17 protein-coding genes are annotated in these 16545 nt (G+C 27.8%); 9 read left to right on the plus strand and 8 right to left on the minus strand.

Annotation, left to right across the window (positions count from 1 at the left end):
- Window positions 1-86 precede the first annotated feature (86 nt).
- The gene (dusB, locus tag ABM4_RS06720) at window positions 87-1076 is read right to left on the minus strand and encodes a tRNA dihydrouridine synthase DusB (RefSeq protein ID WP_016358927.1); all 990 of its coding nucleotides are present in this window, start codon (window positions 1074-1076) and stop codon (window positions 87-89) included.
- Between the two features lie 448 nt (window positions 1077-1524).
- On the opposite strand from dusB, the gene ABM4_RS06725 reads away from it, so the two are divergent.
- The 5 genes from ABM4_RS06725 (at window position 1525) to ABM4_RS06745 (ending at window position 5702) form a co-directional block, all read left to right on the plus strand.
- Window positions 1525-2043: a hypothetical protein gene (locus ABM4_RS06725; RefSeq protein ID WP_016358928.1), complete on the plus strand. Its 519-nt coding sequence runs from the start codon at window positions 1525-1527 to the stop codon at window positions 2041-2043.
- 101 nt (window positions 2044-2144) lie between these two features.
- Complete coding sequence (upp, locus tag ABM4_RS06730; RefSeq protein WP_016358929.1) at window positions 2145-2774, plus strand: uracil phosphoribosyltransferase; 630 nt, start codon at window positions 2145-2147, stop codon at window positions 2772-2774.
- 154 nt (window positions 2775-2928) lie between these two features.
- Window positions 2929-3717 carry a protein-ADP-ribose hydrolase gene (locus ABM4_RS06735; RefSeq protein WP_016358930.1) on the plus strand — a complete coding sequence of 263 codons (789 nt, stop codon included), beginning with the start codon at window positions 2929-2931 and terminating at the stop codon, window positions 3715-3717.
- A gap of 90 nt (window positions 3718-3807) precedes the next feature.
- The gene (locus ABM4_RS06740) at window positions 3808-4671 is read left to right on the plus strand and encodes an SIR2 family protein (RefSeq protein WP_016358931.1); all 864 of its coding nucleotides are present in this window, start codon (window positions 3808-3810) and stop codon (window positions 4669-4671) included.
- A gap of 638 nt (window positions 4672-5309) precedes the next feature.
- A complete protein-coding gene (locus ABM4_RS06745; RefSeq protein WP_016358932.1) occupies window positions 5310-5702 on the plus strand; it encodes a pyridoxamine 5'-phosphate oxidase family protein in 393 nt (130 codons plus the stop codon).
- 264 nt (window positions 5703-5966) lie between these two features.
- Here ABM4_RS06745 and ABM4_RS06750 read toward each other — a convergent pair whose 3' ends face one another.
- Window positions 5967-6788, minus strand: a complete 822-nt coding sequence (locus ABM4_RS06750; RefSeq protein WP_016358933.1) for a winged helix-turn-helix domain-containing protein — start codon at window positions 6786-6788, stop codon at window positions 5967-5969.
- Between the two features lie 35 nt (window positions 6789-6823).
- Window positions 6824-7684: an ArsR family transcriptional regulator gene (locus tag ABM4_RS06755; RefSeq protein ID WP_016358934.1), complete on the minus strand. Its 861-nt coding sequence runs from the start codon at window positions 7682-7684 to the stop codon at window positions 6824-6826.
- A gap of 751 nt (window positions 7685-8435) precedes the next feature.
- Here ABM4_RS06755 and ABM4_RS06760 point away from each other — a divergent pair.
- Window positions 8436-9191: a TatD family hydrolase gene (locus ABM4_RS06760; RefSeq protein ID WP_016358935.1), complete on the plus strand. Its 756-nt coding sequence runs from the start codon at window positions 8436-8438 to the stop codon at window positions 9189-9191.
- A 323-nt stretch (window positions 9192-9514) separates the two neighbouring features.
- On the opposite strand, the gene ABM4_RS08925 is transcribed toward ABM4_RS06760, so the two are convergent.
- Both ABM4_RS08925 and ABM4_RS06770 read right to left on the minus strand, forming a co-directional pair.
- Entirely contained in the window at window positions 9515-9985 is a 471-nt protein-coding gene (locus ABM4_RS08925) for a cell division protein SepF (RefSeq protein WP_016358936.1), read from the minus strand.
- Window positions 9986-9988: 3 nt separating this feature from the next.
- Window positions 9989-11038 (minus strand): DUF1611 domain-containing protein, encoded by a 1050-nt coding sequence (locus ABM4_RS06770; RefSeq protein WP_016358937.1) that lies wholly within the window; start codon window positions 11036-11038, stop codon window positions 9989-9991.
- 235 nt (window positions 11039-11273) lie between these two features.
- Here ABM4_RS06770 and ABM4_RS06775 point away from each other — a divergent pair, with 235 nt between their 5' ends.
- Window positions 11274-11858: a ZPR1 zinc finger domain-containing protein gene (locus tag ABM4_RS06775; protein WP_016358938.1), complete on the plus strand. Its 585-nt coding sequence runs from the start codon at window positions 11274-11276 to the stop codon at window positions 11856-11858.
- Window positions 11859-12303: 445 nt separating this feature from the next.
- Here ABM4_RS06775 and ABM4_RS06780 read toward each other — a convergent pair whose 3' ends face one another.
- From ABM4_RS06780 to nadC, 3 genes are all read right to left on the minus strand, one after another.
- Window positions 12304-12798, minus strand: coding sequence for a hypothetical protein (locus ABM4_RS06780; protein ID WP_016358939.1), 495 nt, complete (start codon window positions 12796-12798; stop codon window positions 12304-12306).
- 336 nt (window positions 12799-13134) lie between these two features.
- Window positions 13135-13458, minus strand: coding sequence for a multidrug efflux SMR transporter (locus ABM4_RS06785; protein ID WP_016358940.1), 324 nt, complete (start codon window positions 13456-13458; stop codon window positions 13135-13137).
- A gap of 18 nt (window positions 13459-13476) precedes the next feature.
- Window positions 13477-14319 (minus strand): carboxylating nicotinate-nucleotide diphosphorylase, encoded by an 843-nt coding sequence (gene nadC / locus ABM4_RS06790; RefSeq protein ID WP_016358941.1) that lies wholly within the window; start codon window positions 14317-14319, stop codon window positions 13477-13479.
- 226 nt (window positions 14320-14545) lie between these two features.
- Between nadC and rnz the strand changes: the two genes are divergently transcribed.
- Together rnz and ABM4_RS06800 are read left to right on the plus strand one after the other, a co-directional pair.
- Window positions 14546-15439: a ribonuclease Z gene (gene rnz / locus ABM4_RS06795; protein ID WP_016358942.1), complete on the plus strand. Its 894-nt coding sequence runs from the start codon at window positions 14546-14548 to the stop codon at window positions 15437-15439.
- 158 nt (window positions 15440-15597) lie between these two features.
- On the plus strand, window positions 15598-16392 hold the full coding sequence (locus ABM4_RS06800) for a mechanosensitive ion channel family protein (RefSeq protein WP_016358943.1): 795 nt from the start codon (window positions 15598-15600) through the stop codon (window positions 16390-16392).
- The last annotated feature ends 153 nt before the right edge of the window (window positions 16393-16545 follow it).

Genomic DNA, 16545 nt, shown 5'->3' on the forward strand with positions numbered 1-16545 from the left:
TCACAATACAATAAATTAAAAATTCAAACAATAAAAAGATTCTATAATAATATATCCCATCATCAATATACAGATATTACTCCCCATTAATCAGCGAAGGAATTATAGTATATATAATAATCATCTAATAAATTGAATAGCTCTTCCTTAGTATTAACCTTAAATAATTTTAATAATGTTTCACGGCTTTTAGGAAAACGTTTGATATAATGTGACACAGGATTTCTAATCTTTCTGATAGCCAAATTCTCATCCTTATTTTCAAGGAAAAGATTAACATGTTCTTTTATAACATTGATTTTCTCTTTAACACTTACGTCCTTAGGTTCCATTCCACTATCCAAGTAATCAACACATTCCCTAATTAACCAGGGGTTTCCAAGTGCTCCCCTACCAATCATTATAGCATCGCAATCTGTTTCATCAATCATTCTCTTAGCATCATAGCATGACTTAATATCACCATTACCAATAACAGGTATGGACAATTCATCTTTTACATCTTTAATTATAGACCAGTCTGCTTTGCCAGCATATCCTTGAGCCCTTGTACGTGGATGGACAGTAACTGCAGATGCACCTGCATCCTCAACAATTTTAGCTATTTCAACTGCATTAATATTATTTTCATCCCAACCACTTCTTATCTTTACAGTAACCGGAATATCAACCATTTCCACAACTGTTTTAACTATGTCATATGCCCTTTCAGGATCTCTAAGTAATGAACTTCCTGAATTAGAGGTAATTGCAACCTTTTTAACAGGACATCCCATATTAATATCAATGATTTCGGGATTTACATTTTCACATACATATTCTGATGCTATCCTAAATGATTCTGGATCTGGTCCAAAGAGTTGTACAGAGATAGGCCTTTCATAGTCAGTCATATATAACATTTCATGGGTCCTATGATTTGCATATTTAATTGCAATTGTGGAAATCATTTCAGTTCCTATAAGTCCACAGCCCATTGATTTAACAATAGATCTAAATGCAAAATCACATTCGCCAGACATGGGAGCTAGTACAACCTGATTATCCAATTCAAGATTAGAGATTTTCCACTTCATAAAACCACATAAGTTTTTTCTAAACCAATATTAGTTAAATTAAAATCACTTTTAAAATTTAAAGGATTTTATTAAATTAATATAACTATAAATTTTAATAAATTTATCTAAAACATCCATTATTAATTCAATTCTTTTTATGAGATTTTTTAAATTATTTTTTCCTTAACTTAATTTTAATCTCATAAGATTACTTTAAAAACAGTATTCCCACCAAAGTTATCTATTATATCTGTCTTTTTCCCTTTTTAAAATATATAGGATACTTTATTGATTTTAGTATTTAATTTTTATTTAAACAAAAAATAATATAAAACATGATTTTATTAGATGATAACCTACCTAAAATAAATATAATTATAAATAGTATTGAATTATTTAAAAAAATTTAAAATTTAAATAGATATAAAACAAAAATTAAATTAACAGAACAAAAGGGGGGAATAATATGAATAAGAAACGTATAATAGGAATTTTAATAATTCTTATTGTTATAGTTGCAGCTGTAGGGTTATACCTATTCTACAATAACGATGTGGAATACAATAATGTCCAGTTAAGTGACACATGTAGCATAGAGATGCCTGTATCAAACAATATAACCAATAAAACCATTGAAAATATGACTGCATTAAACGATACAGAACATAAAGTTTCCATTCTTTACTACAATAGTTATGATTCCGGACTTGCAGAATCTGTTGCTAAGGCCGTGGTTTATGACACATATTTTGAATCCTACAAAACCGGAGCAATCGACATTACACAGAACGAATCACAATATGTAAATAAAGCAAATAATGATTCTATCTGGTATAATAAAGAGGATAATTATTATATGGCTTCTGTAGGAAATTCAACTACACATGATAACTTATTAGTAATTTCTGAAAATAAGGATATCATTGAACATATCCTAGGCAGCATTAGATATGTTAAAAATAATAATATGGAAAATACGAATTAATTGGTTTCTGATTTTAGAAACCTTTTAATTTTTATGAAAAATAATAATTTATCTAGCAAATATGTAATTTAATAGATAAGAATCAAATAAGAAGGTATTCGATGAAAAATATAAATGTTTTAGATCATCCATTAATAACCCATAAACTTAGTATATTAAGAAGTGTTAATACAGGAACAAAAGAATTCCGGGAACTGATTACAGAGATTTCCACACTCCTAGTATATGAAGCAACCCGTGATGCAGAATTAGAGAAAATCACAATAGAAACACCTTTATATAAAATGGAAACTGCCATGCTAAATGAGGATAATTATGCAATTGTGCCAATACTTAGAGCAGGAATGGGCATGTTGGAGGGAGTGATAAATGTTATTCCCAATGCAAAAGTAGGTCATATAGGTCTTTATCGTGACGGGGAAACACTAAAACCAGTGAAATATTATTATAAGATGCCGAAAGGAATATCAGAAAGGGAAGTTATAATTATAGATCCAATGCTTGCAACTGGGGGAAGTTCATCAGCAGCCATTAGTATGCTTAAAGAAGATGGAGTAAGTAAGATTAAACTTTTATGTATTGTTGCAGCACCTAAAGGAATTGAAACAATCAATTCAAATCATCCGGATGTTGAAATATTTTGTGCTGCAATAGATAAGGATTTAAATGATAAGGGATACATTCTTCCAGGTCTTGGAGACGCCGGTGATAGAATCTATGGTACAAAATAAAAAAAAAATTCTTTTTAAAATCATTTTATATATAAATTATTTATCAATTACCTATTTTTTCTAATTTTAAAACAAAACGATTACCTTAAGGTAACTAAACTATTTTTATATCTAAAACTATTAATTAAAATTTATAAAATTTTAAGAGGCCATTATGAATAAAGAAGAGAAAGTAGATTTTCTACTAAATGAATTAATATCACAGTTAGATGAAAAGATAGATATTCCCAAAGATTATCAAAGTAAAAGATTACTTTTAAGATCTTTAATGAATATTCGTCTACCAGGACCAATATCCAAGGAATTTCTAGAAGTTCAAGACGAGTTATTAAGTTATGAAACAAATTCTAAAAACTTAATTAGCTCAGATGAAATTAAAGAAACCAAAAGAAATCCCAAAATAGGAATATTTCATGGAGACATTACAGTTTTAAAAGTCGATGCAATTGTAAACGCATGTAATTCAAAACTTCTCGGATGTTTTATTCCACTTCACAGCTGTATTGACAATATAATACACTCTGCAGCAGGAATACAATTAAGATATGACTGTAACAAGATCATGGTAAAACAGGGCCATGATGAAAAGAATGGACAAGCAAAAATAACCAAAGGATACAACTTACCTGCAAAATATGTCATTCATACCGTTGGACCTGCTTTAGCACCAGGTGCAAAACCAAACAACAAACAGAAGGAAGAGTTGAAATCATGTTACACCAATTCTTTAAAGGTTGCAGATGAATATAATCTAAAAACAATTGCATTTCCAAACATTTCAACAGGAGTGTTTAATTTTCCAAAAGAAGATGCGGCAAAACTTGCATATGAAGCTGTATCTACCTATCTGAAAAATAATCCAAAAACTGGCATTGAAAAGGTAATCTTTGATGTTTTTGAGGACGAACAACTAAGAATCTATACAGAACTACTTGAAGATTGAATTCAAGAAATTCGATAGATTAAATGAGGAAAAGAAATTCGATTTATTAAAAAATACCAAACTAATATAAAAATATTAAAAGGAGCTAAAATGTTTAACAACTACAATAAAAATATTAAAAAAGCATATGACGCAATTTCCGATGCAGAAAATATAGTCATAGGTGTAGGATCCGGATTATCTGCAGCAGGAGGATTAAACTATGGAAGTCAGGAATTTTTTAAAGAACATTATCCACAATATGCCAGATTAGGCTATAAAACTATTGGGGACATTATGGGAAAATTCTGGATGAATATAGATAAAGAGAATGCGTGTAAATACTGGGGATTCTGGTCTCACCACATTAACGAAATAAGGTACAAAACACCAGCAACGGAACCATATCTCAATTTATATAAATTAGTTAAAGATAAGAACTATTACATTATATCAACAAATGTGGATTATCAACTTGAAAAAGCAGGATTTTCACAGGACAAAATATTTGAACCTCAGGGACAATATTCCCAGTTCCAATGTATCATCCCTTGCTCTAACGAGGTTTACTACAATGAGAAATACATCAAATCAATGGTAAAAAATAAAGTAGATGACTATACCATTAGTAGTGATGATATCCCCTATTGTCCTAATTGTGGAGAATTTTTAATCCAAAACCTTAGATGTGATAATAGGTTTGTTGAAGAACCTAATTATAAAAACTATAACAATTACGTGGAATTTATTAAGGATTCATTAGATAAAAACACGGTATTATTAGAATTAGGTGTGGGATATAATACACCGACTATAATTAGATTCCCATTCGAACAATACTCCTACAGATATTTAAATATGACATTAATTAGAATGAATCTGGGGGATGCACGCATTCCAAGTGAAATAAATAAAAGAATATCAATTGACAATGATTTAAATAAATCGTTAAAGGACATTGTTGATTTAATATAATTCTTATTTTTCAATTTTTAAAAATACTATTTTTTCATACCTTAACAGATTGAAGAATACAGAATCCAAACTAAAACATTTTAAAGTTAAGTTTAAATTCTTTAATTTAAAAATAAGTTAGATAAAACTCATTTCTACACTTAAAACAATACTCAAATATTAATTATACCGTCTTTTTTTAAAGATTCTCATAAATTCAGATCATCAAAAAGGAAAAAACAATTGTTTTTTTAAGGTAACCTTACAGTTACATTACCTGATGGTTACAAAAACCATTTATAAGTAATTATACAAATAAGAAATTGTAAATCATGTATAAAAGAGATAATAATTAACCTATAACTCTATGATTAATGTTTTAAACAACATAAGTTACCAAAAAGTAACAAAAACTCTTTATATATGGCATTACAAATAACAAACTGTAAAACATATGTAAAAGACAAAACAGGTAACACACAAATACTAAATAATGTAAAAAAAACATTACAAGTTACCAAAAAGTTACAAAAATTCTTTATATATGTTTAATTATACAATTAAATGCAAATAAAAGAAATTAAGATTAAACAAAAAATATTTTATTTAATATTAAATGTTTAAGATCAAAGATTTAAGATAAAAGGATGTGAATCATTATGTTAAAATTTTTAGAAGAAAACCCACTTGTATACATAGCAACTAAAGGATTAGACGGAGAAGCAAAAGTAAGACCAATACTCTACTACTTCCAAGAAAACAACAAACCATACTTCTGCACAGCAAACACAAAACCAGTATACAAAGAATTACAAGCAGATCCAAAATTCGAAATTACAACAGCAACCCCAGAATATGAATGGTTAAGAGTAAGCGGAGAAGTAGAATTCATAGACGACCTTGAATTAAAACAGAAAGTAATCGACTCAAACGAACTTGTGAAAACATTATACCAAACAGCAGACAACCCAACATTCGAAGTATTCACCTTCTCAGGAAAAGCAACAATAGCAGACTTCTCAGGAAACCCACCAAGACACTACGAAATATAAAATAGAAAAAATTTAAAATTTAAAGAAGAAATTAATAGCAAACTACTAATTTCTTAAAATAAAACTTTTTTTAATATATTTTAACCAATAATAAAATAATCTACTAGTTTTAATATTTTTTAACTGATTTAATTTAATAGAAAACCATTCATTATTATACCTATTAAACAATAGAATCATTTAACTGGTTTAGCCAATAATAAAACCACTTTACCATTTTAAATTATTGATAAACACTCCATTCAAACTAATAAAACTATTTTACTATTTTAAATTATTGATAAACACCTCATCCAATGGTTTTGAATTATCCAAACAATGCTTGAATAGTTTACGGGCCCACCTAATATTTTCTACAGATTTACCATACATCATGTTCCCAATATCACAGTTTAAATTAAAATCAAAAAGATTTAATGACATGAAATTATTTCCGATATTTAAAAAGAAGTTGAAGTCACTTTCCGGAATATAAATATTCACATCATCTGATTCCATTAATAGTTTCAGAAAATCCCTGTAATTTAATAATAACTCTTCTAAGATTTCGTTGTTAATAATTAGATTAAGTTTAAAATCAGAAGAGGATTTTACAAAATCACACAGTATTTTAATATGTTCTGGCGAACAGATAGAAAGTATTGAATCAAGTTTATCAGAATTCAAGACAAGTTCCTCATATATTCTAAAGGATTTATCAGGATATAAATTATCATATTTTTGTAGTTTAGAATCTTTTAAAAGATATAGATCATTAAAAAGATTTAAGGGAATTTGTTCTATCCTATGATTATCCCAAAAAAGATCCATATCCCTATTAGGCCAACAATCTAAAAAATTTATAAAGTTTACAGCCACAATTTTACCCTCAGATGATAGAACATAGAGCCCATCCTTGTTTATCCTTATCATCTGATTATCCTCTAAAAACTTTAAAGCATTAGAAACAGATGAGCCAAAACCGTGTTTTTTCAAATCATTCATTGTTTTAGATCCTTCAATAATATCCAGAAATATTAATGATTTAATATGAGATCTTAATATTTTATTTAATTTAATGTTTAAATCAAAGTTAAAATTAGTCATATTATCACTTTAAAACATCTAATGTAAAACCAATATCATTCAGCCAATGAGCCGTATTTTATTCCACCCTTTTCAAAACAATTATTAAAAACAGATTTAGCCCATTTTAAAGACAAATCATTGTTAGATATGATTACATTATTCTTATCAACTATTCCTGTTTCATGGAATAAATTGAAAGCCATCATAAAATCATTTACAAAAAGGTTTAAATGAATCTTATCGGAGGTCGCAAGAAAGTAAAATCTTTTATCCATGAAGGCTTTGTTAATAAGATCCCTATCAAAACTATCTATAAATTTAACCCTAATCTCTTGGGGGATAATCAGTTTTACGGGAATATGTTCACTCAATAATTCGGAAATTATCTCAACATATCTTAGATTAAGTTCTGAGAATATAAAATAGAGAAACTTACTGTTTTTCATATTATCAATTAATAGTTTATCTATTGCAAAAACATCTTTTCTGGATATTTGCATTAATTTAGAATCTTTTAGATAGTTAAAACTTAAGATATTGTCTATTGAAAAATCATCCACAATATGATTCGCTAAAATATACTGATAATTATCTGCAATATTAAAAATATCCGTTAGTTTAAAGAGTAGCTGCAACTTAATCTTTCCACTTGCGCCAACATAATAATAGGATTTATGTTTAAAAACATACTCCTCTTTAAGTAAAACTTTAAAGTTATTGCTTATTGTCGGATAGCTTAGATTAACTTTCTCATGTATCTCTTTTACATTAGCCTGTTCTTGATTAAAAAGGAAATATAAAATTCTAATCCTATTAGGATTGGAAATTGTTGAAATCTCATCCCAGATAGCATTTAGTTTATCAATATATTCATCTTTCAATAATCCACCACATGTTTTTTTAAATGTTTTCATTTCGTTTTACCTCTTAATTTTTTAGATTAAAAAATGAAAATTACATATAAAATAAAACAAACCCTTGATATCAAAAATGAAAAAATTCTTAAACCTGAGAAATTTTATTAAAACAAATCATGTTTAAGCAATTATATTAAAAGTGTTTTAAAAATAATTATTAAAGATATTAATAATAATCAAATAAAAGTTGTAGAAATTAATATATAAAGCTTTTTCTAAAAGTTATAAAAACTTTCATGGTTCGATGTATATCAAACAGTATTAAATAAGCAATTTTCTTAGAAGTTTTCAATGAAAAATTAAAAAATAAGAAATAAACCATTATAAAACGTCAATAGATAAAATATAATTGAAGATTTTTTATAAAAAATAAATCTAAATTTAAAATATTAAAAAATAAGCCAATTAGACAGAATAAAAAAATTAGCATTATTTTAAAAAAATCACATGATTTAAAAAGGATATTCAAATAAAGTCCAATAAAATATAGAGATAATTAAATTTAAAGAGGAGATTTAAATTATATTAAATAATTAAAAACTAAAAAAAGATTAAAAACTATAAAAAAATTTAAACAAAACATATAAAAAATAAGATAGTCTATTATAGGATTATTCAAGTAATTCTATACAAAATACGCCAATTAAAATTAAAAGGAATATTTTCTAACAAGTAAATTTAAAGGAATTATATAAAAAAATAAAGCTTTAAGTTTATAAAATACATATCATTATCTGAAGTGGTAAATATGATTGATACTCACACACATTGTGATTCAAGAAGTAGTGAAGATTTTGAAAAGATGTATGTAAGCGGAATTGATACAGCAATTACCTGTGCATTCTATCCATATAAATTAATGAATGAAACAGTATACTTAAACCATCTTGAAAGAATCTTAAAATATGATACTAAACGTGCGGCAGAATATGGTCTTGATCTTAAGGTAGCATTAGGTATTCATCCTGCAAATGCAAATATTAAACCTGATTTAATTTATGAAAATTTATACAAGTATATTGAGAAAAAACAGATAGTCGCAATTGGAGAAATTGGTCTTGAGGATTTGACAGATCAAGAAATCAAGGTTTTTATAGATCAATTAAAAATAGCTGATGAGACAAATACTAAAGTTATCATACATACACCTAGAAAACATAAAAAAGAGGTATTAAAAGAAATCAAAAGTATTGTTCTAGATACAATAGACCCTAAACTTGTTGTAATAGATCATGTTAATAAAGATGTGGTTAATGATGTGATTGATGAGGATTTTACATTAGGCCTTACAGTACAGCCTCAGAAAATGGAAGTATCTGAAGCTGTTGATATTCTGGACGAACATGGCTTTAAAAAATTCTTGTTAAATAGTGACATTAGTAATAAACCTTCCAATCCATTATCTGTTCCACTTACCGTCAGAACACTTAAAAAACTAGGATATCCTAAAAAGGATATCAAGAAGGTTTCACATAAGAATGCTGAGAAATTCTTTAAAATTTAATCTTTCTTTTTTCTTTTTAGATAAAACTCTCTTTTTTAAAAACTTGCACAAGTAGAATAAATAATTCCATAAAAAAAACTTATTTTTATATTTTAGTATAGTCAGTAAAATCATATTGCCAATCTTTAAAAAAAAGCACCATAAAATAATTTTAAAAATACAATATCTAAAAAAATTAAACATTAAAACAAACACAGAGAATTAACTCTACAAAATAATAGTTTTTATAAAGAATATAAAAAAAGTAAAACAGAAAAAAATAGAATGGTAATTAATTAAAAATCCTTAAAATAATTTAAAATATTAAAAAAAAGTTTTAAAAACTATTTTTTAACAACATTAACTTTTTCCGGAGTTATAAGGATTAAAGTTTTATCTGAACTTTTATTAAGTAAAATAGCTTGAGCATTATAATCTTTTCTAAGTGATTTAAGCATTTCACCAGCTATTCTAAAGTCTCCACGATTATTTTTAATTAATCTGGACAGATCAATAATTACAGGATTATTTTCTTCACATACCTGATCGAAAACATAATCCATATCATCGGTATCCTCAGGTTTAATTAAAATAATTTCATATAAACTTTGTTCCGGTGTAATTGAGAAGTCATCATCATATGAATTATAGTTAGTATAATTATAGAATTGATTAACCCCATTGCTACCGGAATTATATTGTGGTGAGGATCTAGCACCATAAGAAAGATCATTAGGATTGGTTCTTACATTGTTTTGCTGATTTTGAGAACCTTCAAATCCCAAACTCCTTTTCAAATCATCTACAAAACTCATTTTCTATTCCTCAAAATAATCTAAAATTGCATCTAATAATTTAGGAGCGCCACCATTACGCATATCTACAGCAGGTAAATTATACTTCTCTTCAAAATCTTCCAGTTTTAAATCGTCTGCATTTCTAAGGTTGATTGAAAGACCAACAACTTTTGTAGGTTCAACAGCTTCAATAGCTCTTATTTCATTTTCAATGCCTCTAGGCTCACGGTATGGATGGTTTGGTCTGTGACCGACAATGACTGCATCCGGATGAGCACCAACCAAGATTGAAGCAGATAGACCTCTTGGGTGTGGGTTTCCGTCTTCAGTTAAACTAGATTGACTTTCCACAAAAATAATCTCAGGATCATCTCTCTCATCAATATATTTAATTGCACCTAATACAGCAGCAGGAACATCCATAACGGATAGACTACCTGCCCTAAAATTAAAATCTGTAGGTGGTTCTAATCCCATTTCATCTGTTGAAATAATTCCTACCTTCATACCCCTATTTCTAGCTTCCTGACCTAAAAGTCTGGTAGTGGTTCTTTTACCACATTCTTGGGAAGTTCCTCCAACCAATACGACTTTAGCCTTAGGAGCATAAGAGATTTTAGGTAAAACTTCAGTAGCTCTCTCAGGAGCTACCCCCATTATTTTTTTAACAACATCCAATCTGGAATTAATTTCTTTAATTACTACCCCTTTAGAATTTGCAAATTTAACTAATGAAATATTATCTTGAACAGATAATGATCTAAATGAACAGATAACATTCAAGCCTGCATCAATAGCCTGTACTGCATATTTAAGTGCAGAACCTTCAGCACCAATAGGTAACATGATAGCTATACTTTTAGCTGAATTATCTTGTTTCAATGCAGCATCTAAAGAGTCTGCCACTGTAAAGCCCATAAATTCTGTACCTTGTTTATTTACATCATCATCAATAAATCCTACTGTTTCAACACCTTCAAGATTGGAGAATTTTTCACCTCCTCCCCCACATCCAACAACTATAAATGGATTTAAGTTTTGAATTTCTTTAACTGAAGCTATAGAAAACAATGTACCACTCCTAAAATATTTTATAAAATCTAAGATAATTACAATAAAAATAAATTTATATACAAAATATGTATAAAATTAGATTATAATTCTTACTGAGTAAATTTATTTATTTTATTATTATTAAATATTATTATATAATCATATGTTTATATATTAGCAAATACATTATCTAAAAAATAAACAAAAATTAATTTTAAAAAAAATTAAATTCAAATTTTAATGAGGTGATTACATGGCTGAAATGAGAATTGATTGTCCAGTTTGTGGTGTGAAAAATGGAGCCATATCCAAGATTGATACTACAAACATCCCCTACTTTGGAGAAGTTGTAGAAAGCTCAATTCAATGCGAACACTGTGGATTTAAACATAGTGATGTAATGTCTGTTGAGAAAAATGATCCTGCAAAACACATACTAAAGATAAGTAAAGACAACCTGGATTCCAGGGTAGTAAGATCACAAACTTCCACTGTTTCAATACCTGAGGCAGGAATAAAAGTAGAACCCGGCCCAAAATCACAAGGATATGTATCCAATGTTGAAGGAGTTATTACACGATTTATAAGTGCAACACAAAGAGCAAAAGCACTTTACGATGATGAGGAATCAATTAAAAATATTGAAACAACCAGAAATTTCTTAGACAATATTTTAGAAGGTGAGGTTGAGGCTACTTTGATTATACAAGACCCATATGGTCAAAGTAAAATAGCTGATCTTAAAGCCGAAACAGTTCCTTTAACTGAAGAGGAGCTTGAAAACCTTACAACAGGTTTTACAATATTAGATAAAGATGACATAGATAAGGAGGATTAATCTTCCTTATCGTTCCTACCAATTCCAATTATAATTTTTTTCAATATAATAGTAAATAGTTAAATTCCCTTTGACTATTTAAATTACTTTTTTTAATACCAATATTAAACAGCAAATTAAATTCCTTTTAACTGATTTTCAAAGTATTTTTTTATATATACCGAAAAACCAATACTATTAATTGACTTTTAAATACAATACTTCTTTTAAAATTAATAATCAGCTAGATTCAATAGGATTAAAAAAAAACAACGGTAAAAATAGATTCCAATTGATTTATCAATTCAAAAACAAGAATTAAAATATAAAAATAAGATTAATATCGAATGATAGTTGGTTTAAAATAAAAAAAATTATTTAAATAATAATAAATTAATAAAAAATAGAATTAATCGTTTAAAAATTAATAGTTGGTTTAAAATAAAAAAAGATAAAATGAATTTAATTATTCTTCATTAAATTCACTGTCATCTTCCCCAAAGACACTTAAGTTTTCCTCTTCCTCAGGAGTATCTTTTATTTTAAAGGTTCTTTTTACATCCATGGATAATGCATCACAATCTGCTTTGATTGCATCGAGATGTAATAGAATTCTTTGTTTTTCTTGATTAATTCTTTTGACATTAGTGTATGGGTAAATACATTCTTTTAACATTTCATATTGAATAGTGGTATATGGATATTCATTTAATTGTACACATACATTTTTAAGAATGTCGCCTAAAAATTTGTTCATTTCTACTTTAACCCTTTCCTTAATCATTTTGTCATCATCAAGGTTTTCTTTCATTAAACGAACAACTTCAGCTTTAGCAAATGGTAAAGATTCATCCTCTTCTTCTTCAGAATCAACTCCTGCATCCACAACTGTTTCATTAACTTCCTCAGTTTCAATGTTTTCTTCACCATTAAATTCATTTTCATCAAAATCTTCAGCCATATTTAGACTCCTAAAAATTTTTTAAAATAAAAAATACTATATTGAAAATAAGAAAACTTCACTAAAAAATTCAAGTAAAAAGTTAATCTTACCAATATCTACTATTAATTATGTTTAAAATAATATATAAATATAATGTTTATTTAAAAGAAAATATCATTATTTTTATAGATATATTATCACATATTAAAATTATTATAGCCAAAATTAATATAATGAAAAGTATAGAATTTTGATATTTAACTTTTATAAAATCATTGAAAAATGAGAAACAATTACAGTTTTAATAAAAAAAATAGTGATTAAAAAATATGTATAGAAATAGCAGAAAATGTTTTAAGAGGGAGTAGTAAGTTTTAAACCTACAATTCCAACTATTACAAGAGATAAAAAGAATATTCTAATCAGATCCATAGGTTCATTAAAGAAAATCATTCCAACAATACATATACTTACAGCACCAATTGCGGTCCAACATGCATATGCTGTACCCATTGGAATAGACCTGTAAGAAAATGATAAAAACAGCATGCTTAGAATCAATGAAATGATAAATCCGATTGTGGGAACAATCTTAGTAAAACTATCTGAAAGCTTTAATGAAACAGCCCACAACATTTCAAAAATTCCCGCTATACATAAGTAGATCCATGGATTCATAATATACCTCAATTAAAATTAATCTAAAGATTTTACAACCTTTAAACTATAATCCAAGCTTCGTGTAGAGTGGGTTAATGCACCTAATGATATAATATCTATATTGAGCTTTGCATAATCCATAATATTATCTGATGTAATTCCACCGGAGATTTCAATTAAAACATTGTCCCTTAAATCGAGTTCTTCTAATTTTTCGATACACTCCTGAGCCTTATCTGGATAGAAGTTATCGAGCATTATAATATCCGCACCCAAACCAGCAACATTTATTGCATCCTCAATAGTTTCGACTTCAATCTCTATTTTTTTAGAGAAACTGACATTATCTAATGCTCTTTTTAAAGCCTCCTCAACAGATCCAACAGCTGCAATATGATTATCCTTAATTAAAACCATATCATCCAGACCATAACGATGGGAATCTCCCCCACCAATAGTTATAGCCTCTTTATCAAATATTGAAAAACCCGGAGATGTCTTACGTGTTCCTGCAATACGGAGATTAGGATTCACATCATGTACCTTTCTACAAATGTCATTGGTAGCTGTTGCAACGCCAGACATCCTCATTGTAATATTCAATGCTGTTCTCTCAAGAAGCAGTATTTTACGGGCATTACCTTTTAATTTAAATAATATATCTCCCTTTTCAATTAAATTTCCGTCTTCAACTAATTTAACTGTTTTGATTCCTTCCTCAAGAAACATCTCCTCAACAATATCCATTCCTGCAGCTACACCTACATCTTTAGATACAATAATTGCATAAATTTCTTGATCTTTTGGTATTAATGCTTCAGAGGTAATATCTCCAAAACCTTTATCCTCTTTTAACATATCTTCAATAAATCCATCCATATAATCACGATTTTAATTTATAAAAATCCATCAATATTAGAAAAAAATATTATTTTATACAAATATATATTATACTAACATATACTAATAATTTTATAAACAAGAGTATAGATTTTAGAATTTAAAGGTTTACTAATAAAATAAACTATTTTAAGATGTATAGAACCTTCTAAAATTTAAGAACACAATATCTTTATAAAATTTCAGATTTTTTAAAAGGGATAAAATGGAAATAACGTTTTTAGGAACAGCTTCTGCAATTCCTTCAAAAAATAGAAACCATACATCAATAGCTGTTAAAGGATTCGGTGAAACATTCCTATTCGATTGTGGTGAAGGAACTCAAAGACAATTAAACTTTACAAACATCTCACCTATGAAAATAGATAAGATTTTTATAAGCCATCTCCATGGAGATCATATTTTAGGTCTTCCGGGACTTATACAATCCATGGGATTCAGGGGAAGGGAAAAACCATTATATATCTATGGACCTAAGGGACTTCTAAAAATTAAAAATTGTCTGTTTAACAATGGCATTAATCCTGTAAATTATGAGGTTAATATTATTGAGGTTGAGGAAGGAACATTAATCGAAACAGAGGAGTACATAATCAAAACAATAAAAACAAAGCATAACCAAGTGAATTATTCCTATTCCATTGAAGAGAAGAAAAAACCTAGATTTTTAAGGGAAAAGGCCATTGAACTTGGAGTTGAGGTCGGACCTGATTTCGGACGCCTACACAATGGAGAAACCATAGAGGTTAATGGAAAGATCATAAAGCCCGAACAAGTTTTAGGTCCGCCACGTAAAGGTAAGAAATTAACTTACTCCGGTGATACAAGACCCTGTAAAAACATGGTTAAGCTAGCCAAAGACAGCTCACTTCTTATTCATGAAGGAACGTTTATTGAAACAGATAAAGATAAAGCTATTGAAAATGGTCATTCAACAGCACTTGAAGCTGCAAAGATTGCAAAAGAGGCAAATGTGGAAAAATTGATTATAACCCACTTTAGTAATCGCTATACGAATTTAAAGCCACATCTAAAAGAGGCCCAGGAAGTTTTTAAAAATACTGAAATAGCCCATGACTTTATGACCATTGAAATTTAAATTAGAAACTAGAAACTGATACTGAAATAGCCCAGGACCTGAAATCTAAATTAGAGATTAAATATTGAAATTAGATAATAGGAAAATAAGTTAAATATTAAGAGTTTCAATAAACTTAATAGTATATTATTTTTATAAAAATCGATAAAGGTGCTACAATGTTGAATATAATTACAATGATAACAAATCCCCAAAATGCATATGAAAAAGTGTTTTTTGTTATCATAATAATCATATTCTCCACAGTTCTTTTAAGATTAATTACTTATACATTAAAACATCTTAAAAGAAAAACCGAAATCGACATGACTTTACCTTATCTCATAAGGGATTTATTACAGTACATTATTTACTTTGTGGCGATAATACTTATCTTAGATATTTATGGGATTAACGTTCAAGGAATATTAGTAAGTATTGGAATTGTAGGTATTATAATAGGTTTTGCGGCAAAGGATATCATTTCTAACTTTATGAGCGGTATGTTCCTTGTAACGGATAAAACCATTAAGGTTGGAGATGAGATTGTGGTTGAAAATGTTAAAGGTGTTGTAACAGACATTACCTTTAGAAAACTTACGCTTCTAACTGCCGATAATGTGGTGGTAACTGTTCCAAACTCCCTGTTAAGTTCAAAGGTATATAAAAACAATACTAATGAACATACTGTAAAGCTCACATTACCAATTCTAATAAATCATTCCATTGATACTGAGGACTTTGAGAGGAAAGTTATCAGGGAATGTGAGAAGTTTGATTTTGTATTGAATAAAAAAAATAATAAGCTGGTCGTTTTAGATATTAATGAATTTGGGGTTAATGGAAAATTATCAATTGAAATTACCGATAAGGAAAATATGGAAAAATATCGATTGATTATTGCAAACACTGCAAGAAAAGTGTTAAATGAAATGGCCAACAAAGATAATCCGAAACCAGACAAAATACAATAAAATTAAAATTTTTTTATAATCTGAATTTTCAAAATTTTTGAAAATTCCTATTTTTACTTTAAATCTAAAATAAAAGATTTTTAGCTGTTTTTAAAAATTTTCAAAATTTTATATTATACTATAAATCAATTAAGTATATAAACCACTAAATAC

The organism is Methanobrevibacter sp. AbM4 (assembly GCF_000404165.1).
Classification (GTDB): domain Archaea; phylum Methanobacteriota; class Methanobacteria; order Methanobacteriales; family Methanobacteriaceae; genus Methanarmilla; species Methanarmilla boviskoreani.

What these genes read in the sequence shown, in the direction of transcription:
- dusB (WP_016358927.1), bottom strand. Translation starts at nt 1,076, where the DNA reads ATGAAGTGGAAAATCTCTAATCTTGAATTGGATAATCAGGTTGTACTA.
- ABM4_RS06780 (WP_016358939.1), bottom strand. Translation starts at nt 12,798, where the DNA reads ATGGCTGAAGATTTTGATGAAAATGAATTTAATGGTGAAGAAAACATT.
- rnz (WP_016358942.1), top strand. Translation starts at nt 14,546, where the DNA reads ATGGAAATAACGTTTTTAGGAACAGCTTCTGCAATTCCTTCAAAAAAT.
- ABM4_RS06775 (WP_016358938.1), top strand. Translation starts at nt 11,274, where the DNA reads ATGGCTGAAATGAGAATTGATTGTCCAGTTTGTGGTGTGAAAAATGGA.
- upp (WP_016358929.1), top strand. Translation starts at nt 2,145, where the DNA reads ATGAAAAATATAAATGTTTTAGATCATCCATTAATAACCCATAAACTT.
- ABM4_RS06725 (WP_016358928.1), top strand. Translation starts at nt 1,525, where the DNA reads ATGAATAAGAAACGTATAATAGGAATTTTAATAATTCTTATTGTTATA.
- ABM4_RS06745 (WP_016358932.1), top strand. Translation starts at nt 5,310, where the DNA reads ATGTTAAAATTTTTAGAAGAAAACCCACTTGTATACATAGCAACTAAA.
- nadC (WP_016358941.1), bottom strand. Translation starts at nt 14,319, where the DNA reads ATGGATGGATTTATTGAAGATATGTTAAAAGAGGATAAAGGTTTTGGA.
- ABM4_RS06735 (WP_016358930.1), top strand. Translation starts at nt 2,929, where the DNA reads ATGAATAAAGAAGAGAAAGTAGATTTTCTACTAAATGAATTAATATCA.
- ABM4_RS06740 (WP_016358931.1), top strand. Translation starts at nt 3,808, where the DNA reads ATGTTTAACAACTACAATAAAAATATTAAAAAAGCATATGACGCAATT.
- ABM4_RS06755 (WP_016358934.1), bottom strand. Translation starts at nt 7,684, where the DNA reads ATGAAAACATTTAAAAAAACATGTGGTGGATTATTGAAAGATGAATAT.
- ABM4_RS06760 (WP_016358935.1), top strand. Translation starts at nt 8,436, where the DNA reads ATGATTGATACTCACACACATTGTGATTCAAGAAGTAGTGAAGATTTT.
- ABM4_RS06800 (WP_016358943.1), top strand. Translation starts at nt 15,598, where the DNA reads ATGTTGAATATAATTACAATGATAACAAATCCCCAAAATGCATATGAA.
- ABM4_RS06785 (WP_016358940.1), bottom strand. Translation starts at nt 13,458, where the DNA reads ATGAATCCATGGATCTACTTATGTATAGCGGGAATTTTTGAAATGTTG.
- ABM4_RS06750 (WP_016358933.1), bottom strand. Translation starts at nt 6,788, where the DNA reads ATGACTAATTTTAACTTTGATTTAAACATTAAATTAAATAAAATATTA.
- ABM4_RS08925 (WP_016358936.1), bottom strand. Translation starts at nt 9,985, where the DNA reads ATGAGTTTTGTAGATGATTTGAAAAGGAGTTTGGGATTTGAAGGTTCT.